Source organism: Cryobacterium sandaracinum, from assembly GCF_004403415.1.
Classification (GTDB): Bacteria; Actinomycetota; Actinomycetes; order Actinomycetales; family Microbacteriaceae; genus Cryobacterium; species Cryobacterium sandaracinum.
On record NZ_SOGO01000025.1, the window covers coordinates 27,595 to 46,125 of the forward strand.

Sequence of the window (18,531 nt, forward strand, 5' to 3'; positions counted from 1 at the left end):
CGGCAGTCCGTTCACCGGGTAAGTTCGTATGACGTGAATACTCCACCCCCTTTCGGTCCTGCCCAGGGGACGAGTGCAGCCGAGCATCTCTCGCCTTCGTTCCCGGAGCGTGCCGCGTGGGGCACGGCCGGCAAATTGCGGGCCTGGCAGGCGGAAGCGCTGGAAGCGTATTTCGTGCACCAGCCACGTGATTTCCTCGCCGCGGCGACGCCGGGCGCCGGCAAGACCACCTTCGCCCTGCGGCTCGCCGCCGAGCTGAAGGCCCGCCGACTGATCGACAGCATCACGGTGGTCGCGCCCACCGAGCACCTCAAGCGCCAGTGGGCGGATGCCGCGGCGCGGGCGGGCATCCGGCTCGACCCCAACTTCAAGAACGCCAACGGTCGCTACGGCAACCACTACCACGGCGTTGCCGTCACCTACGCCCAGGTGGCCAGCCGGGCGGCGCTGCACCGTCAGCTGACCCAGTCCAACCGCACCCTTGTAATCCTGGACGAGGTGCACCACGGCGGGGACGCGCTGAGCTGGGGTGACGCAATCCGGGAGGCGTTCGAGCCGGCCACCCGCCGCCTCTCGCTCACCGGCACCCCGTTCCGATCGGACACCTCGCCGATCCCGTTCGTGAGTTACCTGCCCGACGAGCACGGCATCCGTCTGTCCCAGAGCGACTACAACTACGGGTATGGCCGGGCCCTCGAAGATGGCGTCGTGCGCCCGGTCATGTTCATGGTCTACGCCGGGCATATGAAGTGGCGCACCCGCGCCGGCGACGAGATGGAAGCCAAACTCGGCGAGGGTAACACCAAGGACATCACCTCCCAGGCCTGGCGCACCGCCCTGGAACCCACCGGGCAGTGGATCCCCGCAGTGCTGCGCGCCGCCGATTTGCGCCTCACCCAGGTGCGCCACGGCATCCCGGATGCTGGTGGCCTCGTCATCGCCACCGACCAGACCATGGCGCGCGCGTACGCGGCCATCCTGCAGGAGATCTCGGGGGAGTCGGTGACCGTCGTACTCTCCGATGAGAAGGAGTCGAGCGACCGGATCGACGAGTTCGCGCACAACACCTCGCGCTGGATGGTGGCCGTGCGGATGGTGTCGGAGGGGGTCGACGTGCCGCGCCTGGCCGTGGGCGTCTACGCGACCAGCGCCTCCACACCGCTTTTCTTCGCGCAGGCCATCGGCCGGTTCGTGCGGGCCCGGCGCCGCGGTGAGACGGCGTCCATCTTCCTGCCCAATGTGCCCAGCCTGCTCAGCCTGGCCAACGCGCTCGAGCTGGAGCGCGACCACGCCCTCGACCGCAGCAACCGCGACGACGGCGACGACGGCATGTACAACCCCGAAGACGCCATGGTCGCCGACGCCAACAAGTCGGAGAAGGCCTCCGACGACCTCGGCGAGGAATTCACCTGGCAGGCCATCGATTCCCAGGCCACCTTCGACATGGTGATGTTCAACGGCGACGAGTTCGGCGAGCTGGCGGAACCGGGCACCGACGAGGAGTTCGACTTCATTGGCATCCCCGGTCTGCTCGAGCCTGAGCAGGTCTCCGAGCTGCTGCGTCAGCGCCAGCACCGGCAAGCCAAGCGCTCCACCGACCGACGCAAGGATCCCGTCACCGGCGAGGTCGCCCCGGTGGACCCGCCACCGCTCTATCGCACGCTCAAGGAGCAGCGCACGCTGCTGGCGAGGCTGGTGGGCATGTGGTCGAAGCTCGCCGGCGAACCCCACGGCATGGTGCACGCCGAACTCCGGCGCGAGTGCGGCGGGCCCGCCGTCGCACAGGCCAGCGTCACCCAGTTGCAAAAACGGATCGACCTGCTCCGCCGCCGCCTCGGCCGCAGCTGACCCGCGGCGGAACCGCATTTGAGCGTCGCGGGTGCCCGTTCCGGGCGGGAGTGACCCGCTGAACGGCTACTCTCGACCGAATCGGCCTCTCAGGCGACGGCGTCCTGGGGTTCGGCGGCCGCGGTGTTCGGCACCACGACCTTCGCCCCGTCGGGAGTGACGTCCATCACTACGTCCAAGGCGGCGAGGATGTCGGCGAGCAGGTCGTCGACGTGCTCGAGGCCGATCGAAAGGCGCACGATCCCGGCACCGGGCCGGGCGCCGGCCTCGACCGGGCGGTGGGTCAGGGAGGCCGGATGCTGCACGAGCGAGTCCACGCCGCCGAGGGAGACCGCGTGCGTGATCAGCGTGCAAGCCTCGGTGAAGCGCACGGCCGCATCGAAACCGCCCGCGAGGTCGAGGGCGATGATAGACCCGGCCCCGTTCGCCTGACGGCCCAAAAGCCCCAGCGGGTCCTGCCCGGGCAGCCCTGGGTACAGTACCCGGGCCAGTGCGGGGTGACCCGCGAGGCGCTCCGCGACGGCGCCGGCGGTTGCTTGTTGGGCGCGCACACGCACCGGCAGCGTGCGCAGCCCCCGGTGCAGCAGATACGCGGCGAACGGATGCAGCACACCGCCGGTCAGGGCCCGCACCTGGCGCAGGCGCACCATCCAGTGCTCGGGGCCGGAGACCGTGCCGCCCATCACGTCTCCGTGGCCGCCCAGGAATTTGGTCGCACTGTGCAGCACCAGCGTGGCGCCCGAATCGACCGGGCGCTGAAGCACCGGGGTGGCGAACGTGTTGTCGACCAGCACCGGCACGCTGCCGGCCGCCGCGACCACGGCACGGATGTCGGTCAGCGCCAGCGTCGGGTTCGCTGGGGACTCCAGAATGACCAGCCCGGTGTCCGGCCGGATTGCCTGGGCAACCCCGTCGGGATCGACCCACGACACAGTCGTACCGAGCAGCCCGGTGGCGAGCACATGGTCGGTACCGCCGTAGATCGGCCGGAGGGCCACCACGTGGGGCGTGCCGCCGGCCACGGATGCGATCAGCACGGCCGCCAGCGCGGCCATTCCGCTCGCGAAGGCGACGGTGCCCTCGGTGCCCTCCAGGGCCGACAGCGCCGTTTCGAACCGGGCGACTCCGGGCTGCCAGAGTCGCTGGTACACCGCGGAATCGCCCTCGCGGATCGTACCTCCGGTGGCGAGGTTCTCGTAGGAGTCCCCGCCGCACTCGACTCCCGCCAGCGGATTGGTCGTGGAGAGGTCGATCACGGGCACATGCGAACCGGCCGCTGTCAGCCCGGCCATCCCGCCGTGCACGGCAACCGTGTCTGGGTGCGGGGCCGATGGCCGCAGGGCAGGTCCGCGGGGAGGCAGGGGCGGCAGCGGAAGCGTTGGCGTCATGCACAGACACAAACAGATTCTGCCGCACGGCGCAATCATCCTTGCAGACCCTTGCGAATCAGCGAAAGCTTTCGCATAAACTGCTCACGGAAGAAAGAGTAGGCCGATGGAACCGAAGAAAGCCGAAATCGACCGGGTCGACCGGGCGCTCCTGCGTGCGCTGTCCGTCAACGCCCGTGCCTCCGGTGCGGCGCTGGCCGCGGAGATCGGCGTCGCCGAGTCGACCGTGTCGCTACGCCTGCGCCGGCTGCAGCAGCTGGGGCACATCCGAGGCTATCGCGCGAATATCGACCTGGCCGCGCTGGGCGCGTCCCTGCAGGCGTTGATCTCGGTTCGTCTGGTCAAGCACGCCCGCGTGCAGATCGACGCGTTCCGGGCGGCGGCGCCGCACTGGCCCGGGGTGATCGGCCTGTTCCACACCGCCGGCGCCGACGACTATCTGCTGCACGTGGCCGCGGCGGACGCGTCGGACCTGCGTGACTTCGTCCTGCAGCATCTGGCGGAGCATCCGGCGGTTGCGCACACCGAGACTAACCTTATCTTCGAGTACGTCGACGGTGACGGCTGGCAGGACCTCGTCAAATAGTTCGCTTAACGCAGACAACGCCCCTGCCGAAGCAGGGGCGTTGTCGAAGCTCGTGAGCTATGCGACTCGGAAAGCCGCCTCGCTAGTTGAGCAGTTGCGAACTTTAGAGGGCGCGGATGTTCTCGGCCTGAGGACCCTTCGGGCCCTGGGTTACCTCGAACTCGACCTTCTGGTTCTCGTCGAGCGACTTGTAGCCGTTCGATGCGATCGCGGAGTAGTGCGCGAACACGTCGGCGCTTCCGTCGTCGGGAGCGATGAAGCCGAAGCCCTTTTCAGCGTTGAACCATTTCACGGTACCTGTTGCCATTATGAAACTCCTCCAGGAGTGTTAGAAAGGCCCCGACTTTCGAGGCCGTTCGTCGCGGTATTCGTCGTCCGCTTCCGAAAGGAATACGCCGCGGCGACCGGGGTCACCGCGTTATAAGACGTGCAAGCACTACAACTACTGAGATAACCCTAGCCCACATCGCCGCGGTGCATCCAGATTCCGTGCCAATTCGGTTCCAAAGCGTTACGTTGATTGCAGGTTATGACCCGATCAGGGCGCACCCTGCACTACTCGGTGGTGACGAAGTCGATCAGCTGCTCCACCCGGCCCAGCAGTTGCGGCTCCAGATCGGCGAATGTGCGCACCCGACCCAGGATCCGCTGCCAGGCCCGGGCGATATCGGCCTGGTCCTCGTGGGGCCAGCCGAGGGCCTCGCAGATCCCGTGCTTCCATTCGATGCTGCGCGGAATCGCGGGCCACGTCGTGATTCCCAGGCGGTTCGGCTTCACGGACTGCCATACGTCGATATATGGATGCCCGACCACGAGCACATTCCGGCCGTGCGGTCCGCGCGCCACGGCGTCGGCGATCCGGCTTTCCTTCGATCCGGGCACCAGGTGGTCGACCAGCACCCCGACCCGCCGGGTGGGTCCCGGGCGGAACTCCTGCAGGAGCTCCTCGAGGTTGTCGACGCCCTCAATGTACTCGACGACGACCCCCTCGATCCGTAGATCGGCTCCCCAGACCTTCTCCACAAGCTCGGCGTCGTGCCGGCCCTCGACGAAGATGCGGCTGGCTCGGGCCACCCGCGCCGGGGCATCCCGCACGGCCATCGATCCCGAGGCGGTGCGGGCGCGGCCCTGCGGCGCCGCCCTGACCGGGACGACGAGCACCACCGGCTCGCCGTCAATCAAGAATCCGCCGCCGAGCGGAAACAGGCGCAGTTGACCGTGGCGGTCCTCCAGGGTGACGATCTTCTTCTCGATCCGCACCACGGCACCGCAAAAACCGGTCGCGACCTCTTCGACGACCAGGTCGGGCATGGCTTCCTGCGTCGGAATGACCTTCCGGCCAGCGTCCCGCCAGCCGGGGGAAAGTACATCCGCACTGTACCGATCCTGCATGTTCCGCTCGTCCATTGACGATCTTCCTCGCTCCTGCGCCTCGCCGACACCGGAATCGACGCTAGCGGATGGCCGGCACGGTCTGCGCTCTCAGGCCGGGGTGTCGGCGTCCGGTAGTAACCTGCCTCCATGTGCGGTCGATTCATCATCACAGACACGGCGTCCGATCTCGCCGCGATGTTCGACGTCGAGCACGAGGGCGAGAACCTGCCGGAACCGTCGTGGAACATCAAACCCACCGAAAAGATCCCGATCGTGCTCGAGTCAGCCAAGGCCGGGCCGGTTGTGCGCCGGCTCGAGGGCGCGCGCTGGTCCCTGGTCCCCTCATTCGCGACCGAGCTGCAGTCGTCCTTCGCCACCTTCAACGCCCGTGCCGAAACGGCGGCGGAGAAGCCCACCTTCAAGAGTTCGGTCGCCTCCCGGCGCGCGCTGGTCCCGGCCACGGGCTACTACGAGTGGCACACGGACGGCACCGTGAAGACTCCGTACTTCATCCACTCAGACGACGGTCTTCCACTGGCCTTCGCCGGCCTCTATTCCTGGTGGCGCAATCCGGCCCTGGCCGACGACGACCCGGCCCGGTGGGTACTGTCCGCGACGATTCTCACCCAGGACGCCGAGGGTCCCCTGGCCGTCCTCCACGACCGGATGCCTGTGATCCTGGCGGAAGAATGGTGGGACCAGTGGCTCGACCCCCATACTCCGGGTGACCAGGCCCTGGTCGACGCCGCGGTGGCCGCCGCCCGGGAGACCGTCGGGAGCCTGAGCTATCACGAGGTCGCCCCGGTGCGCGGTGACGGTCCGGAACTCATCGAGCCCGTCGGGGCGCCGTCGACGGTCTGACGCTCGACCGGGTACGCTCGACTCATCGGCCCGGCGTGCAGTGCGGGCATCGCTCGAAAGGATCGCACCATGAACGCCGTCGCCTTCACCGTCGCAATGGCCATTTTCGTCTTCGGTCTCTGGCTGTTCGGGTTCGCGTTCGAGGTGACGGCCTGGCAGTTGCCGATCTTCCTCAGCGGCATCCTCTGCGTTTCCCTGGCCGTGGCCATCCCGGTGCAGATCCTCCGCGACTAGGTCGCAGCCCCCGGTACCATGTCGGCTTGATCGCGGCGGCCCTCCGGCCCCGAAGTGTCGGCGGATCCGTTCTCGCGCTCGAACGAGGGTTCGCGCTCGAAGACGCCGCGGGAACGGTCACCAAGCTGGACGTGCTCTCGAATGTTCCCGGCCTGGGGATGAACGAGGGCGGTTGCGACTCGGATGGCCGGTTCCCTGGCCTATTTCCCTGTGCCGGCTTTCCGGCCGCGGCCGGCTACCCCGACGGGCTGACCGTGGACGGCGACGCTGGCGTGTGGGTGGTCGTCTTCGGCGGGAGCACTGTGCGCCCGGTCCGGGAGTTTGCCGACTGACGGGCCTCGTCAGCGCAACAGGCCGGCCACCAGGTTGATCAGGGTAGCCAAGATGAACGAGCCGAACAGATACGAGAGCAGACTGTGGCGCAACGCCGTCATCCGAATTGCGTGCGTTTGCAGACTGGTGTCTGACACTTGGAAAGTCATCCCGATTGTGAAGGCCAGGTAGGCGAAATCCCCGTAACTCGGTGGCACCGCCTGGTTGAAATCCACCCCGCCGTCGGGCCCGGAGTAGTAGAGCGAGGCATAGCGGAGCGTGAACAGGGTGTGCACCAGAATCCAGGAGAGTCCGACGCTGAGCACCGCCGCCGCCGCCAGGATTCCCCGTGCGGTGACCGAGCTGGTGTCGGTCCCCACCAGCAGGAACACCAGAGCGCCGAGGCTGCCGAGGCTGCTGAGAAGAATCAGGATGTCGGCGGCACCTCGGGACGAATCCTCCCGGGTGGCATGGCTGGCCGTGTTCTGGTTGTCCATGGGGCCGATGGTGATCCACACCCAGGTGACATACGTCACGCAGGCGGCCGCCCAGCCCGCGATCGGAGCCAGGGTCCAACTCCCGCACAACCCGGCCAGAACAGCGACGACGACACCCACCGCGAACATGCCGATAAGTCGGGTACTCGAGCGGTGGAGGCGTTGGCCGTGCGTCGTCATATGCTGATCGTGCCATGAAATCGGGTCTCTGCGGGCCGAGGCCCGGGGCGCATCCGGTGTTATGCCAGCCAGGGTCGGTAGTGTGAGGGAACGATTGGCTGGCTGTTCCATTGCCGGCCGCACTAACGCTGAAAGAGAACGCTGGATGTCAGATAGCCCGACCGCGGCGTCGCCCTACGAGGTACTCGGCGTCAGCCCGTCGGCAAGTGACGACGAACTTCGTCGTGCCTACCGTCGCCTGCTGCGCCACACGCATCCGGACGTCGGCGGAGACGCCGCCGCCTTCCACCTCGTTCAGATCGCGTGGGAGCGGGTGGGAACCCCGGAGGGGCGCGCCGACTATGACCGCCGCCGGTACCCGGACGCGTTCCCCGAGCCGGAGCGCCCCGCCTACGCCTCCGGAGCCGGCCGTGGGCAGGCCACGCAGGCTGGGCCGCGCGCGCGCATGTACGGCCATCCGGGTGGGGAGGCGCGCCAGCGTTACCTCGAACTGCTTCGGGAATGGGCCGGGCGCGGAACCTCTATCGATGACCCGTATGCCCCGACGCTGATCCGTTCGGCGCCGCGGGAGATCCGGCATTGGCTGGCGAAGGCTCTGGCCGAGGAATCAACGGCGCAACTCGTCTCCGCCCTCGGGATCGGCTTCACGGCCTGGCATGATGTGGCTGCCGGCATGCAGGGCGGCAAGGTCGATCACGTCGTGCTCGGCCCGGCGGGACTGTTCGCGGTCCTGTCCGAGGACTGGGGCGGGCCGGTGCAGCTTCGGCGCGGGGAGCTCGTCGGTGACGCCCTCGGCCCCGATGTTCGTCCGATCGAAGACGTCGAGGGTGTCGTGCGGGCTCTGGCGAAGTCGCTGCGGGTGAGGTTCACCGCTGTGCTGGTCGTGCTGCCCGACGAGGCCCTGACTGACCCTTTGACGGTCCCCGGACGTGGCCGGCGCCCGACCGTGATCACGCTGCCGAGGTCACGGCTGATCGGGGTGCTGCGCAGCGGGCTGCCCGGAATGGACCGCGGCAGCTTCGAGAAGGTGTTCGAGTTGCGGAGCCGCCTGCAGGACGGCATCCGCTTCAGTTCGGAGTAGCCGCTTCGCGCAGGCCCAGCTTGTCGGCCCAGTACCGGAGGAATTCTGCGCCGGCCGCGTCGTGGATCAGGGACCCCTCTACGATCACGGGGTAGGGGCGCTCGAGGATACCGTCGGACGGCCGCACATCCACATGCGAGACGTCATAGCCGGCGGCATGCAGGTGGTCGGCCATCAGGTAGTCGCTGCGCGAGTCGCCGACCGAGCGCCAGACCCGGGGGAGTGTTCCCGATTCGGAGAAAAAGGCCAGCGCCCGCTCCGCGCCGCGGTCCTTATCCAGGGTGACCGACTCGATGTCGGTCGAGATGATCGTCGGGTCGATCCGGAATCCCACGGTGCCGGCCTGGTCCGGAACGACTCGATCACCGAAACGGATGCCCAGCCCGAGTTCAACCATCACCCCGAATGCGGCCTCGTTGAACTCCACCGCGGCGGCCTGGTACCGGCCGTGGTCGGCATCCGTGCGCTGCTCGACCGAGACCATGGCCTGCTTGGTCTCGTCGAAGAACATCGTGTCGCTGAACCCGTCGACGACGAGGTTGCGCAGCATATCCACGGCGGCGGTCGGCAGGGCCACGCTGTCATCGACGACGATCTCGCCCATCCCCGCGGCAGTGATCGGGAACCAGACGGCTCCCTTCTCGCAGACCCCGTACATGCGCATCGACTCGGGCAGTCCGGCTGCGCGGAGGGGCGCGACAACCTTCTCGCGGATGAATGTCGACGACCGCCCGGTGATGAATGCGATCGGAACGTTGGCTCCGGCCAGGCTGATCAGATCCGTGATGATGCTCGGTATGGCGATGGTCCGGGACACCGGACTGGCGATCGGCCCGTCCACGTCGAGCAGCAGGCCGAGGGGGGAGACGGTATCGCGCATACCCCAGTGTTTCATGGGCGGCCCCTTCGACCGGTCAGCGGGCTTCGACCGTCACTTTCCCGTTGGCGGTCGCCGCGGTGATGGAGCGGCGGGAAGAGGAGTCGCTCGGGACCGACCCGCTGTCACTCTCGCCGTTGGTCGCGCGGGCGTCCACCCGGTAGATCACCCCGTCCGCCGGCAGCCCCACCGTGATCGCACCGTTGGTGCTCCGGGCCTCGGCCGACGTCGACGGGTCGAGAAAGTCGAGTTTGACGCAGGGAGTGCCGTAGCCGACGAGGCTACCCGGCCCGGGAACGCCTATCCTTGGTCAAGATGATTACCCGACGAATCGCCGCCCTGCGCCTGGATATCCCGATCGAAATGGCGCAGCGCCACGAACTGCCCTCCCGGATGTCAGAGGCTGAATTGGCCGAGATCGAGCGCAACCCGCCGGTGTGGCTCGTGCAGTCTCGGGCCAACCGCACCGGCAAGAAGCCGGTCTGGGTGGAACTACGTTGTGATGTCTGCGGGTTCTCCGAAGCCGCGCGTCCCAAGAAGTGGTGGCCCGCCTTCACCTATCTGACCTGTGACTACCACGGATCCGAGGAACTCCCAGATGCCGCCGCCGGCCTCAGTCGCACCGAGGTCGACGGCATCGGCAACGCATTCATCGGCATCGTCGACGAGGCACCCTAGGTGAGTGTGAGTCCTGGTCGTCTCCGGTCTCGAACCAATTCGACGGAGATTTTAGGTCAAACTCCCGTTTTTTAGCCCGCGGGCGCTGTTTAGAGCAGAATCTCCGTCGAATTCGTTCGGGATGAAGTTGTCGCAGAGCCCCGGACTCGACCGACAAGGATCTTGCGGCGCACGTTCGTCCCAAGTGGCAGCGATCAGGCCAACCCGGACTATACCCCCATAGGTATACGGGGCATAACTCCGAGCGTACACCTCCCGCGGTGTGTCCCGGCACCCGACAGGTGTCGGTCCGTCGGCGCCGGGTGGAGTAATTTGGCGGTAGCCGCCTGAGACCGGAGGACTTCTGCCATGCTGCGCACACTGGGCATTTTGATCGCCCGTCACCGGTTCACCTCTCTGCTGCTCTGGGCGCTCACGATCGCCGCGTGCGTGGCGACGGCACTGATCGGGGTGACGGGGGAGAACCTTTTCCAGCGGCTCTCCAGCGCCGGACCCACCGTTGAAGGCGAGGCCAGCCAGGCAGCCAATCTGCTGCAGGGCACCGAGGGCGCAGACACGGAATCTCTCTCTCTGCTGATCCACGACGTCGACCTGTCCGCCCCGGACCTGGGCCTGATCCTCACCGCGGCCACGACCGACCTGTTGGAAGTCGACGGGGTAACAGAGGTCATCAACCCGCTCGCCATCCCACCACTCCCTGACGGCTCGCCGAACCCGGCTGCGATGCCTCTCCTGGTGCCCGACGGCACCGGACTGTTGCTGAACGCCCAGATGGTGGCACCAGACGGTGACCTCAGTGATGACCTGCTGGGCGAGGTGGAAGAACGGCTCGGCGTGGCGGCCGACGAGGTCCGGCAGCTTGAGCCGGACGCCACCGTGGAAGTCGGCGGAACCCCGCTCCTGGTGGAGTCCCTGGTGGCGGTCGCCGAGGCCGACCTGCAGAAGGGCGAGCTGATCGCGTTGCCGATCGCCCTCCTTGTGATGCTGGTCATCTTCGGCGGATTCCTGGCGGCCGGCATCCCGCTGATCGGGGCGTTGGCGTCGATCGCCGGCGCTCTCGGGGCCCTCTTCGGCTTCAGCTACCTGATGGAAATCGACACCACGGTGCTCAACGTCATCACCGTGATCGGGCTGGGGCTCTCCATCGACTACGGGCTCCTGATCGTCAGCCGGTTCCGCGAGGAGTTCCGGGCACTCGTGGAGCGGGCCGGCGACAGCGAAACGCGTACGGAACGTCACGAGCTGATGCTGCAGGCGGTGGGCATCACGGCGGACACGGCCGGCCGCACGGTGCTCTACTCCGGTCTGACCTTCGCCATCGCCACGGTGGGCCTGCTGGTCTTCGAACCGACGATCATCCGTGCCATCGCCATCGGCGCGGTCTCCGTGGTGCTGATCGCCATCCTGACGGCGCTCGTTCTTGTGCCGGCTCTGCTCGGGTACTTCGGCGAACGGTTGCTGAAGCCGGGCCTGCTGACCCGCATCCCCGGCCTCGGTCCCCTCCTGACCCGTTTCGGCGACGTCGCCCCCCGGGAGGGCGTCTTCTCCCGGCTGACTCGCCGCGTGCAACGGGCGCCCGTGCTCGTGGCGCTCGGGGGCATCGCCGTGCTCCTCCTGCTCGGCAGCCCCGCGCTAAACATCAACGTGTCCAGCGGCGGCGCCGACGCCATCCCGAAGGCCTCGACCCAGTACGGGTTCGTCACGGCGCTGAACGACCACTTCCCCCTCGCCACGGCCCCGCTGGTGCAGCTCGTCTCGGACACCGATGAGGCGTCCGCCGCGGCCTTGGCCGAGGAGGTGGCGACGCTGCCGAACGTCACCGGCACGACACCACCGGCCCTGGTGAACGGGCATTGGGTGTCGCGCGTCGACGTCGACCAGAACGCGGGCCCGGCCGTTGTGCGGGAGATCCGGGACTACCGGCCCGACTTCGACCACTGGGTCGGCGGCATGGATGCCGCGTCGGTCGACTATGTCGACTCATTGGTCGCCGGCGCGCCCTGGGCTGCCCTGATCATCGCCGGGGCCACGTTCCTGCTGCTCTTCCTGATGACCGGTTCCGTGGTCATCCCGCTGACCGCCCTCGTGATCAGCGTCATCTCGCTCGGCGCCTCCGTGGGCATCCTGGTCTGGGGTTTCCAGGAGGGAAATCTCGCAGGCCTGCTCGATTTCGATGCCGATACGATCGCCGGGGTGGACCCTCTGGTTCTGACCCTCGTGCTCACCTTCGGCTTCGGCCTGGCCATGGACTACGAGATGTTCCTGCTCGCCCGGATCAAGGAGCACTACGAGGCGGGTGAGGCCACGCGGCTCGCTATCGAGACGGGTCTGCAGAGCTCGGGCCGGATCATCTCCTCCGCGGCCCTGATCATCGTGATCGTGTTCGCCGGGTTCGCGACCGGCAATCTGCTGCAGATGAAACAGATCGGCGTCGCCCTCGCCGTGGCCGTGCTGCTGGACGCGACCCTCGTGCGCACCATCGTGGTTCCCACTGTGATGACCTCGCTCGAGAAGGGCCTCTGGTGGGCGCCGAGGTGGTTGCATCCGATCTACGCCCGCTTCGGGATGCGGGAGTAGGGCGGCGGCTACACCGAGGTCGGCTCGTCCAGGTCGTCGTGGTGGATCCGGTCGGCCAGGCTGCCCAACGGCTCTCCGGTGCCGCCCCACTGCTCGGCGATGATCTCCGCGGCGATGGACACGGCCGTCTCTTCCGGGGTTCGGGAGCCGAGATCCAGCCCGATGGGGCTGTGCAACCTTGCCAGCTCCGCCTCGCCCACACCTGCCTCGCGGAGCCGGGTCAGTCGGTCCTCGTGAGTGCGCCGAGACCCCATCGCACCGATGTAGGCGAACGGGCCGCGGGTCAGGGCCACCTTGAGGAGCGGCACGTCGAATTTCGGGTCGTGGGTGAGTACGCAGACGACGGTGCGCTCATCCACGAGCCCGGCCGCGACCTGCCCGGCCAGGTAGCGGTGCGGCCAGCCGACGATGACCTCGTCGGCCTCCGGGAACCGGGCCGGCGTGGCGAAGACCTCGCGGGCATCGCAGACGGTGACACGGTAGCCGAGGAAGGAAGCCAGCCGGGCCAGGGCGGCCGCGAAATCGATGGCGCCGAACACCAGCATCCGTGGGCGCGGGGCGTAGCTGTTGACGAAGACCCGCATGCCCTCACCGCGTCGTTCACCGTCGGGACCGTAGGTGAGGGTGCGGTTGCGTCCGGCGGCCAGCAGCCCGCGAGCATCATCGCCGATGGCCCGGTTCGCCCGTTCGGAGCCCAGATCGCCGTCGAAGCCGTGCGGCCGGATGATCAGGTGTCGGCCTAGACGGCTGGGATCGGGGTGCGCGATCACGGTCGCGACCCCTACCGGGGCCGATCCGGTGATGTCCTGCTCCACAGCGGCCAGCTCCGGGAAGCTCACCTGGCTGACTGGCTCGACGAAGACGTCGAGGATGCCGCCGCAAGTCAGACCAACGGAGAAGGCGTCGTCGTCGCTGATGCCGTAGCGCACCAGCACCGGCCGCCCATCCTCGATCACCTGGGTCGCGAGGTCGTAGACGGCACTTTCGACACAGCCGCCGGAGACCGAGCCGACCACCTCCCCGTCGGCGGTGACCAGCATCGACGCGCCGGCAGGCCGGGGGGCGGACTGGAAGGTGCGCACGACGGTGGCCAGGCCGGCAATGCCGCCGGCCTGCCATCCCGTCAGCAGCGGGTTCAGAACCTCACGCACAGGTGGTGACCCTTCCGGTTTCGCTCATCCGGGTCTACCGACCGCCGGCGCGGCGGCCGATCCAATAGGCGACAAACGCCACCGCTGCGATCACGCCGAGTAGCCTGGGCAGGCTGCTGAGCTGATCCATCACGATGCCCTTGGCCAGATCGAGCGCGTTCAGGCTGGTCTCGTCGGGCGGCTGCGGCGCCCGGGAGGTAGGCGCCGTCGTGAGGGGCCGGGCCGGCGGTGCGGCGGGCGGAGCCGTCGCGGTTCCCGTCCCACTGACCGTCTCGGCGGTCTTCCCGGTCGTGGCCCCGGCAGCAGGCACCGCCGGTTCCGGAGCCGGACCCGTGACCATGGCCTGCAGGTTCTCCGCGAAGAGGGCCATCATCTGGTCCGTGACGCTGCCGATGATGCTGCGCCCCACCGCGGCCACCTTGCCGGAAAGCGCCACCTCGGCACTGACCGTGCCCTGGGTCTCGCCCTCCGCCTCGACGAGGGTGAGGGTGGCCGTAGCCTGCGCCCTGCCCTGACCGCGGGTCTCCTGAGCGCGCCCCTCGAACACGGCGCGGTGCGTGGTCGCATCGCGTTCGAGAACTGTCATCTGACCTCTGTACTGAATGGTCACCGGACCCAGTTTCACTTTCATTCCGACCTGATAGGCGTCATCCGAAAGCTTGTTCAGCACCTGTGCCCCCGGAACGTAGCCGGCGACACGTTCGAAGTCCATCAGAGTCTTCCACACCTCGTCGATCGGTGCGACGACGGAGAACGTGCTGTTGATGTCCATCAACGGGTCCTCGTATTCTCGTGTGGGTACGAACGGTCGGCGCGAATCGCCGCCGCCACTTCTGCCAGGGCCGCATAGCTGTGCCCGCTGACGAACGCGTCGACAAAGGGCAACGCGGCCGCCATGCCGCCCACCACCGGCTGGTAGTGCAAAGCGATCTTCCTGGGGTTGACCCAGATGATGCGGTAGGCCAGGCGCCGCAGGCGGGCCATCTGGGTGTGCACCGATTCCGGGTCGTCCAGCGCCCACCCATCCGAGATGATCACGACGACGGTCCCGCGGGCGAGGCCACGTCGACCCCAGGCATCCGTGAAATGGCGGATGCTTTCTGCCAGCCTGGTGCCGCCTGCCCAGTCCTGGGTGCTGGCGGCAGCCCGTGCCAGAGCCTGGTCCGGGTCGCGCACCGCGAGCTGACGGGTCAGCCGGGTTAATCCGGTCGAGAAGATGAAGGCCTCGGCCCCCGCGACCGCGCCCTGCAGGAGCGACAGGAAAACCCGCGTGTACGGCTCCATCGTCCCGGACACATTGCACAGCAGGATCAAACGGCGCAGTCGCGTGCGCCGGCGCCGGTAGACCAGGCGCACCGGTTCCCCGCCGCTGTGCTGCGCCGCCCTGACCGTGCGGCGCAGGTCCAGCCTCGGGGCGCTCCGGGAGCTCTTCCGGGTGCGGCTGCTGACGCGTTCCGGCGTGGCGAGGGCGATCCGGCGCACCAGGCGACGCATCTGGGCGACCTCGTCCGGAGCCAGGACCGGCGGCTGGGGCAGCGGCGCCTGGTCCGCCGCGATCGCGCAGCACAAAGTCCAGTTCGAAGAGCTTGTTGATGTCGATCAGCCACTCGGGTCTGGCCAGACGGAGCTTCATCATCGGCTGAAGACTCTGCCCGCCCGCGATGACCCGGGACTCCGGACCATGGCGCTCGAGTCGGGTGATCGCATCGTCGACCGTGCTGGTGCGCACATAGTCGAGAGAAGCTGGATCGTGTCACATAGCGCTCCGGGGCCGCCGGGTTGTCAACGCAAATCGGGACGGCTCCGGGCCGCCGGGGATTCGGCCGCCGGGAGCGACCGTCCCGCAGCGGAGAACGTCGAGGGTTCAGTGGCGGTCCCGCAACGGGAAAGGCCCCGGCGACGAATCGCCGGGGCCTCATGCACTGTCTCAACCAGCGCTCGTCCGTTCACAGCAGAACCATGACCGGAAGTATGCGCCTAGCATACAGGCACGGTGATCGGTGCCGGGGGATGGTCAGGTTCGGGTCGGCGGCCGGAGTCGTCCCCGGGCCCGAGGGCCCCGGAGCGCAGCCCCAGCTCGTGTTCGGCGACGGTGCGCACGAGACCGCGCAGCCGCCGTGCATGGCCGTAGCGCACGATGGCGTGCGCGTTCAGACCGTCGATGATCGCCAAAAGCTGCCAGGCGACGGCGTCCGGGTCGATCGCCCGGAATTCGCCGCGCGCGCAGCCGGTGTTCAACAGGACGGCCAGGAACGCCTGCCAGGCGTCCATCTGAACGCCCACCTCCACGGCGAGCGCGGGGTGGCGTCGGCCGAGGCTCCAAGCGTCGAGCCAGACCGCGGTCACGGTGCTGCGTTCGGGTCCGAGCAGAGTGTCGATCAGCGTCTGCAGGGCCGCCACGGCTGTCTCGCAGGGCGCCAGCTCCTCCGCCACCTCGCCGATCTCGGCGGCCACGATCGCCCCGAAAGTGGAAGCCACCAGGGAGTCCATGCTCGGCTGGTAGTGACTGACCAGGGCCGGGGTCACCCCGATCCGGGAGGCGACCGCACGCAGTGTAAGGGCCGACAAGCCCTCGTCAAGGGCGATCTCCCGGGCGGCACGGGTGATTTCCGCCGCCCGCTCGATCGGTGCTTTGCGCCGCGATGCGCTCGGATCGGTTGACATGAAACCTGAGTCTATATATCTTTAGCCAACGGTTATTGATCAAGTGATCAATTATTCCGCAGAGAGGTCTCGTCATGCTCGTGATCAACGCGCCCGGCATCGCCGAACCGCTGACCCGAACGTCGAGCGAGGCCCGGCCGCCGCTCCGGGTCGGGCTCGTGCAGCACCGCTGGCACGTCGACGAAAACGCGCTGCGCGCGGAGCTGGCCGAGGGCATCCGTCTGGCCTCCGATCAGGGTGCCCGCGTCGCCTTCCTGCCCGAGCTGACGCTGCGCAAATACCCCGGCAACGCACGGGCACAGGGTGTGCCGAAGCTGACGGCCGAGGACCTGCTGACCGGACCGACCTTCGCCTTCGCGGCTGAGCAGGCCAAATTGCACGGCGTCGTCGTGCACGCCTCCCTCTACGAGAGACCGGACGCAGAGGATGCACCGGAGGACCCGCGTGGTTACAACACGGCCATCCTGGTCTCGCCGACCGGTCGGCTGCTCGGTCGCACGCGCAAACTGCACATCCCGGTCACCGAGGGCTACTACGAGGACACCTGGTTCCGACCGGGCCCAGCCGAGGACGCGTATCCCGTCTATGCGCCGGAGGAACTGGGCGGTGCCCGGATCGGGCTGCCCACCTGCTGGGACGAATGGTTCCCCGAGGTGTCGCGGCTGTACGGCCTCGGTGGCGCCCAACTGCTGGTCTACCCCACAGCGATCGGCTCGGAGCCCGGCTTCCCCACGTTCGACACCCAACCGCTCTGGCGGCAGGTGATCGTGGCCAACGGGATCACCAGCGGCCTCTTCATGGTGGTGCCCAATCGTCACGGCGACGAGGGCGACCTGACCTTTTACGGCTCCTCTTTCATCTCTGACCCCTACGGTCGTGTGCTCGTGCAGGCTCCCCGTGACGAGTCCGCGGTGCTGGTCGCCGACCTCGACCTGGCACAACGGGAGAAGTGGCTCACGCTGTTTCCCTTCCTGGCCACCCGACGGCCGGACAGCTATGCGGGGCTGACCACGCCGGTCGACCCGGCTCATCCGTTCGGTGCGATGGTGACGTCGGGGGAGTCGTGACCTGGCTGATGCCGGCGGAGACCGCGCCGCAGGACCGGGTCTGGATGGCATTCCCGGTGGACGGCTACACGCTCGGCACGGATGCGTATTCCGCCAACGAGGCGCGCGGCACCTGGACCGCGGTTGCCCACGCGGTCCTCGAATTCGAACCCGTCACCATGGTCGTCGACCCGGCCGAGGTGGCGACCGCTCGGCGGTACCTCTCCGCGGAAATCGAAATCATCGAGGCACCACTTGACGACGCCTGGATGCGCGACATCGGCCCGTCCTTCGTGCTGGGTGATGACGGGCAGCTGGGGGCGGTGGACTGGGCATTCAACGGTTGGGGTGCCCAGGATTGGGCGCGCTGGGGCAAAGACATGGAGGTAGGCAGGCTCGTCACCGCCGCCTCTGGCGCGAGTGCGATCTCCTCGGTGCTCGTGAACGAGGGCGGCGGCATTCACGTCGACGGCGCGGGAACGGTGCTGGCCACGCAGACCGTTCAACTGGATCCGGGCCGGAACCCCTACGTCGACCGGGCGAGGATCGAGGCCGAGTTCGCCCGTACCCTCGGCGCCACCCGCCTGGTCTGGCTGCCGCGCGGCCTGAGCCGGGACCAGCAGCGCTACGGAACCCGCGGCCACGTCGATATGGTGGCCGCCCTCCCGTCGCCCGGAACGGTGTTGATACACGCGCAGAACGACCCGGCCCACCCGGACTATGCCGTGACCAGGCAGCTCCGCGCCGTTCTCGCCGAGGAGACGGATGCGGCGGGCCGGCCGTTCACCATCGTCGACCTGCCGGCACCGGCCGCACTCACGGACGAGGACGGCTTCGTGGACTACAACTACGTCAACCACCTCGTCGTCAACGGCGGCGTGATCGCCTGCGGCTTCGGCGAGGAACGGGCCGACCAGGTCGCCCGGGAGATCCTGGCCGCGGCGTATCCGGGCCGAACGGTCGTGTCGGTCGAGGCGCGGCCGTTGTTCGCGCGCGGCGGCGGCATCCACTGCATCACCCAGCAGCAGCCATCGGCCGGGTAGTACGCCGCGCCACGCTTGCTGCCGCAAGGTGAACGTTCAGGGGACTGTGGCACGATTGACAGGTTGGCCGCCGGGAATTCGGCTAGTCGGCGCCACCGGGACGCCGCATGCAGCACGATCTGAATCGAGTCAGT

General features: G+C 68.0%; 20 protein-coding genes and 1 pseudogene. 10 read left to right on the forward strand and 11 right to left on the reverse strand.

What is annotated here, in order from left to right; genetic code table 11:
- Positions 1 to 33 precede the first annotated feature (33 nt).
- The gene (locus tag E3T25_RS08705; protein ID WP_134373680.1) at positions 34 to 1,848 is read left to right on the forward strand and encodes a DEAD/DEAH box helicase; all 1,815 of its coding nucleotides are present in this window, start codon (positions 34 to 36) and stop codon (positions 1,846 to 1,848) included.
- 89 nt (positions 1,849 to 1,937) lie between these two features.
- Here the strand turns inward: E3T25_RS08705 and E3T25_RS08710 are convergent, their stop codons facing one another.
- A complete protein-coding gene (locus E3T25_RS08710; protein ID WP_134373682.1) occupies positions 1,938 to 3,236 on the reverse strand; it encodes a trans-sulfuration enzyme family protein in 1,299 nt (432 codons plus the stop codon).
- Between the two features lie 106 nt (positions 3,237 to 3,342).
- Between E3T25_RS08710 and E3T25_RS08715 the strand changes: the two genes are divergently transcribed.
- Entirely contained in the window at positions 3,343 to 3,822 is a 480-nt protein-coding gene (locus E3T25_RS08715) for an Lrp/AsnC family transcriptional regulator (protein ID WP_104102139.1), read from the forward strand.
- Between the two features lie 103 nt (positions 3,823 to 3,925).
- Here the strand turns inward: E3T25_RS08715 and cspE are convergent, their stop codons facing one another.
- Together cspE and E3T25_RS08725 are read right to left on the reverse strand one after the other, a co-directional pair.
- Positions 3,926 to 4,129, reverse strand: coding sequence for a transcription antiterminator/RNA stability regulator CspE (cspE, locus tag E3T25_RS08720; protein ID WP_035840308.1), 204 nt, complete (start codon positions 4,127 to 4,129; stop codon positions 3,926 to 3,928).
- Positions 4,130 to 4,377: 248 nt separating this feature from the next.
- Positions 4,378 to 5,214, reverse strand: a complete 837-nt coding sequence (locus tag E3T25_RS08725) for a DUF3097 domain-containing protein (protein ID WP_104102232.1) — start codon at positions 5,212 to 5,214, stop codon at positions 4,378 to 4,380.
- A gap of 129 nt (positions 5,215 to 5,343) precedes the next feature.
- On the opposite strand from E3T25_RS08725, the gene E3T25_RS08730 reads away from it, so the two are divergent.
- The 3 genes from E3T25_RS08730 to E3T25_RS08735 all read left to right on the forward strand — a co-directional run bounded on the left by E3T25_RS08730 (position 5,344) and on the right by E3T25_RS08735 (position 6,623).
- Positions 5,344 to 6,057, forward strand: coding sequence for an SOS response-associated peptidase (locus E3T25_RS08730; RefSeq protein ID WP_134373684.1), 714 nt, complete (start codon positions 5,344 to 5,346; stop codon positions 6,055 to 6,057).
- Positions 6,058 to 6,126: 69 nt separating this feature from the next.
- The gene (locus tag E3T25_RS16745; protein ID WP_158250294.1) at positions 6,127 to 6,291 is read left to right on the forward strand and encodes a hypothetical protein; all 165 of its coding nucleotides are present in this window, start codon (positions 6,127 to 6,129) and stop codon (positions 6,289 to 6,291) included.
- A 26-nt stretch (positions 6,292 to 6,317) separates the two neighbouring features.
- A complete protein-coding gene (locus E3T25_RS08735) occupies positions 6,318 to 6,623 on the forward strand; it encodes an SMP-30/gluconolactonase/LRE family protein (protein ID WP_134373686.1) in 306 nt (101 codons plus the stop codon).
- A 9-nt stretch (positions 6,624 to 6,632) separates the two neighbouring features.
- Here the strand turns inward: E3T25_RS08735 and E3T25_RS08740 are convergent, their stop codons facing one another.
- Positions 6,633 to 7,280 (reverse strand): DUF1345 domain-containing protein, encoded by a 648-nt coding sequence (locus tag E3T25_RS08740; protein WP_241980759.1) that lies wholly within the window; start codon positions 7,278 to 7,280, stop codon positions 6,633 to 6,635.
- 145 nt (positions 7,281 to 7,425) lie between these two features.
- Between E3T25_RS08740 and E3T25_RS08745 the strand changes: the two genes are divergently transcribed.
- Positions 7,426 to 8,361, forward strand: a complete 936-nt coding sequence (locus E3T25_RS08745) for a DnaJ domain-containing protein (RefSeq protein ID WP_104102128.1) — start codon at positions 7,426 to 7,428, stop codon at positions 8,359 to 8,361.
- Here E3T25_RS08745 and E3T25_RS08750 read toward each other — a convergent pair.
- Complete coding sequence (locus E3T25_RS08750; protein WP_233191465.1) at positions 8,348 to 9,256, reverse strand: hypothetical protein; 909 nt, start codon at positions 9,254 to 9,256, stop codon at positions 8,348 to 8,350. The genes E3T25_RS08745 and E3T25_RS08750 overlap by 14 nt on opposite strands.
- 19 nt (positions 9,257 to 9,275) lie before the next feature.
- On the reverse strand, positions 9,276 to 9,428 hold the full coding sequence (locus E3T25_RS16750; RefSeq protein WP_166785976.1) for a hypothetical protein: 153 nt from the start codon (positions 9,426 to 9,428) through the stop codon (positions 9,276 to 9,278).
- 125 nt (positions 9,429 to 9,553) lie between these two features.
- Between E3T25_RS16750 and E3T25_RS08755 the strand changes: the two genes are divergently transcribed.
- A complete protein-coding gene (locus E3T25_RS08755; RefSeq protein ID WP_134373688.1) occupies positions 9,554 to 9,916 on the forward strand; it encodes a hypothetical protein in 363 nt (120 codons plus the stop codon).
- Positions 9,917 to 10,264: 348 nt separating this feature from the next.
- On the forward strand, positions 10,265 to 12,493 hold the full coding sequence (locus E3T25_RS08760; protein WP_134373690.1) for an MMPL family transporter: 2,229 nt from the start codon (positions 10,265 to 10,267) through the stop codon (positions 12,491 to 12,493).
- Between the two features lie 8 nt (positions 12,494 to 12,501).
- On the opposite strand, the gene E3T25_RS08765 is transcribed toward E3T25_RS08760, so the two are convergent.
- The 5 genes and pseudogenes from E3T25_RS08765 to E3T25_RS08785 form a co-directional block, all read right to left on the reverse strand.
- A complete protein-coding gene (locus E3T25_RS08765; RefSeq protein WP_134373692.1) occupies positions 12,502 to 13,644 on the reverse strand; it encodes an XdhC family protein in 1,143 nt (380 codons plus the stop codon).
- Between the two features lie 34 nt (positions 13,645 to 13,678).
- A complete protein-coding gene (locus E3T25_RS08770) occupies positions 13,679 to 14,416 on the reverse strand; it encodes an SRPBCC family protein (protein WP_134373818.1) in 738 nt (245 codons plus the stop codon).
- Positions 14,416 to 15,213: a VWA domain-containing protein gene (locus E3T25_RS08775; RefSeq protein WP_241980760.1), complete on the reverse strand. Its 798-nt coding sequence runs from the start codon at positions 15,211 to 15,213 to the stop codon at positions 14,416 to 14,418. The genes E3T25_RS08770 and E3T25_RS08775 overlap by 1 nt, the downstream gene beginning before the upstream one ends.
- A gap of 52 nt (positions 15,214 to 15,265) precedes the next feature.
- Positions 15,266 to 15,373, reverse strand: a pseudogene (locus tag E3T25_RS08780) (FAD binding domain-containing protein); the annotation flags it as partial.
- 248 nt (positions 15,374 to 15,621) lie between these two features.
- The gene (locus tag E3T25_RS08785; protein WP_134373694.1) at positions 15,622 to 16,308 is read right to left on the reverse strand and encodes a TetR/AcrR family transcriptional regulator; all 687 of its coding nucleotides are present in this window, start codon (positions 16,306 to 16,308) and stop codon (positions 15,622 to 15,624) included.
- A gap of 74 nt (positions 16,309 to 16,382) precedes the next feature.
- Between E3T25_RS08785 and E3T25_RS08790 the strand changes: the two genes are divergently transcribed.
- Positions 16,383 to 17,375, forward strand: coding sequence for a nitrilase-related carbon-nitrogen hydrolase (locus tag E3T25_RS08790; protein WP_134373696.1), 993 nt, complete (start codon positions 16,383 to 16,385; stop codon positions 17,373 to 17,375).
- Positions 17,372 to 18,397 carry an agmatine deiminase family protein gene (locus tag E3T25_RS08795; protein ID WP_134373698.1) on the forward strand — a complete coding sequence of 342 codons (1,026 nt, stop codon included), beginning with the start codon at positions 17,372 to 17,374 and terminating at the stop codon, positions 18,395 to 18,397. Before E3T25_RS08790 ends, E3T25_RS08795 begins: the two co-directional genes overlap by 4 nt.
- Positions 18,398 to 18,531 lie beyond the last annotated feature (134 nt).

What these genes read in the sequence shown, in the direction of transcription:
- E3T25_RS08710 (WP_134373682.1), bottom strand. Translation starts at nt 3,236, where the DNA reads ATGACGCCAACGCTTCCGCTGCCGCCCCTGCCTCCCCGCGGACCTGCC.
- E3T25_RS08715 (WP_104102139.1), top strand. Translation starts at nt 3,343, where the DNA reads ATGGAACCGAAGAAAGCCGAAATCGACCGGGTCGACCGGGCGCTCCTG.
- cspE (WP_035840308.1), bottom strand. Translation starts at nt 4,129, where the DNA reads ATGGCAACAGGTACCGTGAAATGGTTCAACGCTGAAAAGGGCTTCGGC.
- E3T25_RS08725 (WP_104102232.1), bottom strand. Translation starts at nt 5,214, where the DNA reads ATGCAGGATCGGTACAGTGCGGATGTACTTTCCCCCGGCTGGCGGGAC.
- E3T25_RS08730 (WP_134373684.1), top strand. Translation starts at nt 5,344, where the DNA reads ATGTGCGGTCGATTCATCATCACAGACACGGCGTCCGATCTCGCCGCG.
- E3T25_RS16745 (WP_158250294.1), top strand. Translation starts at nt 6,127, where the DNA reads ATGAACGCCGTCGCCTTCACCGTCGCAATGGCCATTTTCGTCTTCGGT.
- E3T25_RS08740 (WP_241980759.1), bottom strand. Translation starts at nt 7,280, where the DNA reads ATGACGACGCACGGCCAACGCCTCCACCGCTCGAGTACCCGACTTATC.
- E3T25_RS08745 (WP_104102128.1), top strand. Translation starts at nt 7,426, where the DNA reads ATGTCAGATAGCCCGACCGCGGCGTCGCCCTACGAGGTACTCGGCGTC.
- E3T25_RS08750 (WP_233191465.1), bottom strand. Translation starts at nt 9,256, where the DNA reads ATGAAACACTGGGGTATGCGCGATACCGTCTCCCCCCTCGGCCTGCTG.
- E3T25_RS08755 (WP_134373688.1), top strand. Translation starts at nt 9,554, where the DNA reads ATGATTACCCGACGAATCGCCGCCCTGCGCCTGGATATCCCGATCGAA.
- E3T25_RS08760 (WP_134373690.1), top strand. Translation starts at nt 10,265, where the DNA reads ATGCTGCGCACACTGGGCATTTTGATCGCCCGTCACCGGTTCACCTCT.
- E3T25_RS08770 (WP_134373818.1), bottom strand. Translation starts at nt 14,416, where the DNA reads ATGGACATCAACAGCACGTTCTCCGTCGTCGCACCGATCGACGAGGTG.
- E3T25_RS08785 (WP_134373694.1), bottom strand. Translation starts at nt 16,308, where the DNA reads ATGTCAACCGATCCGAGCGCATCGCGGCGCAAAGCACCGATCGAGCGG.
- E3T25_RS08790 (WP_134373696.1), top strand. Translation starts at nt 16,383, where the DNA reads ATGCTCGTGATCAACGCGCCCGGCATCGCCGAACCGCTGACCCGAACG.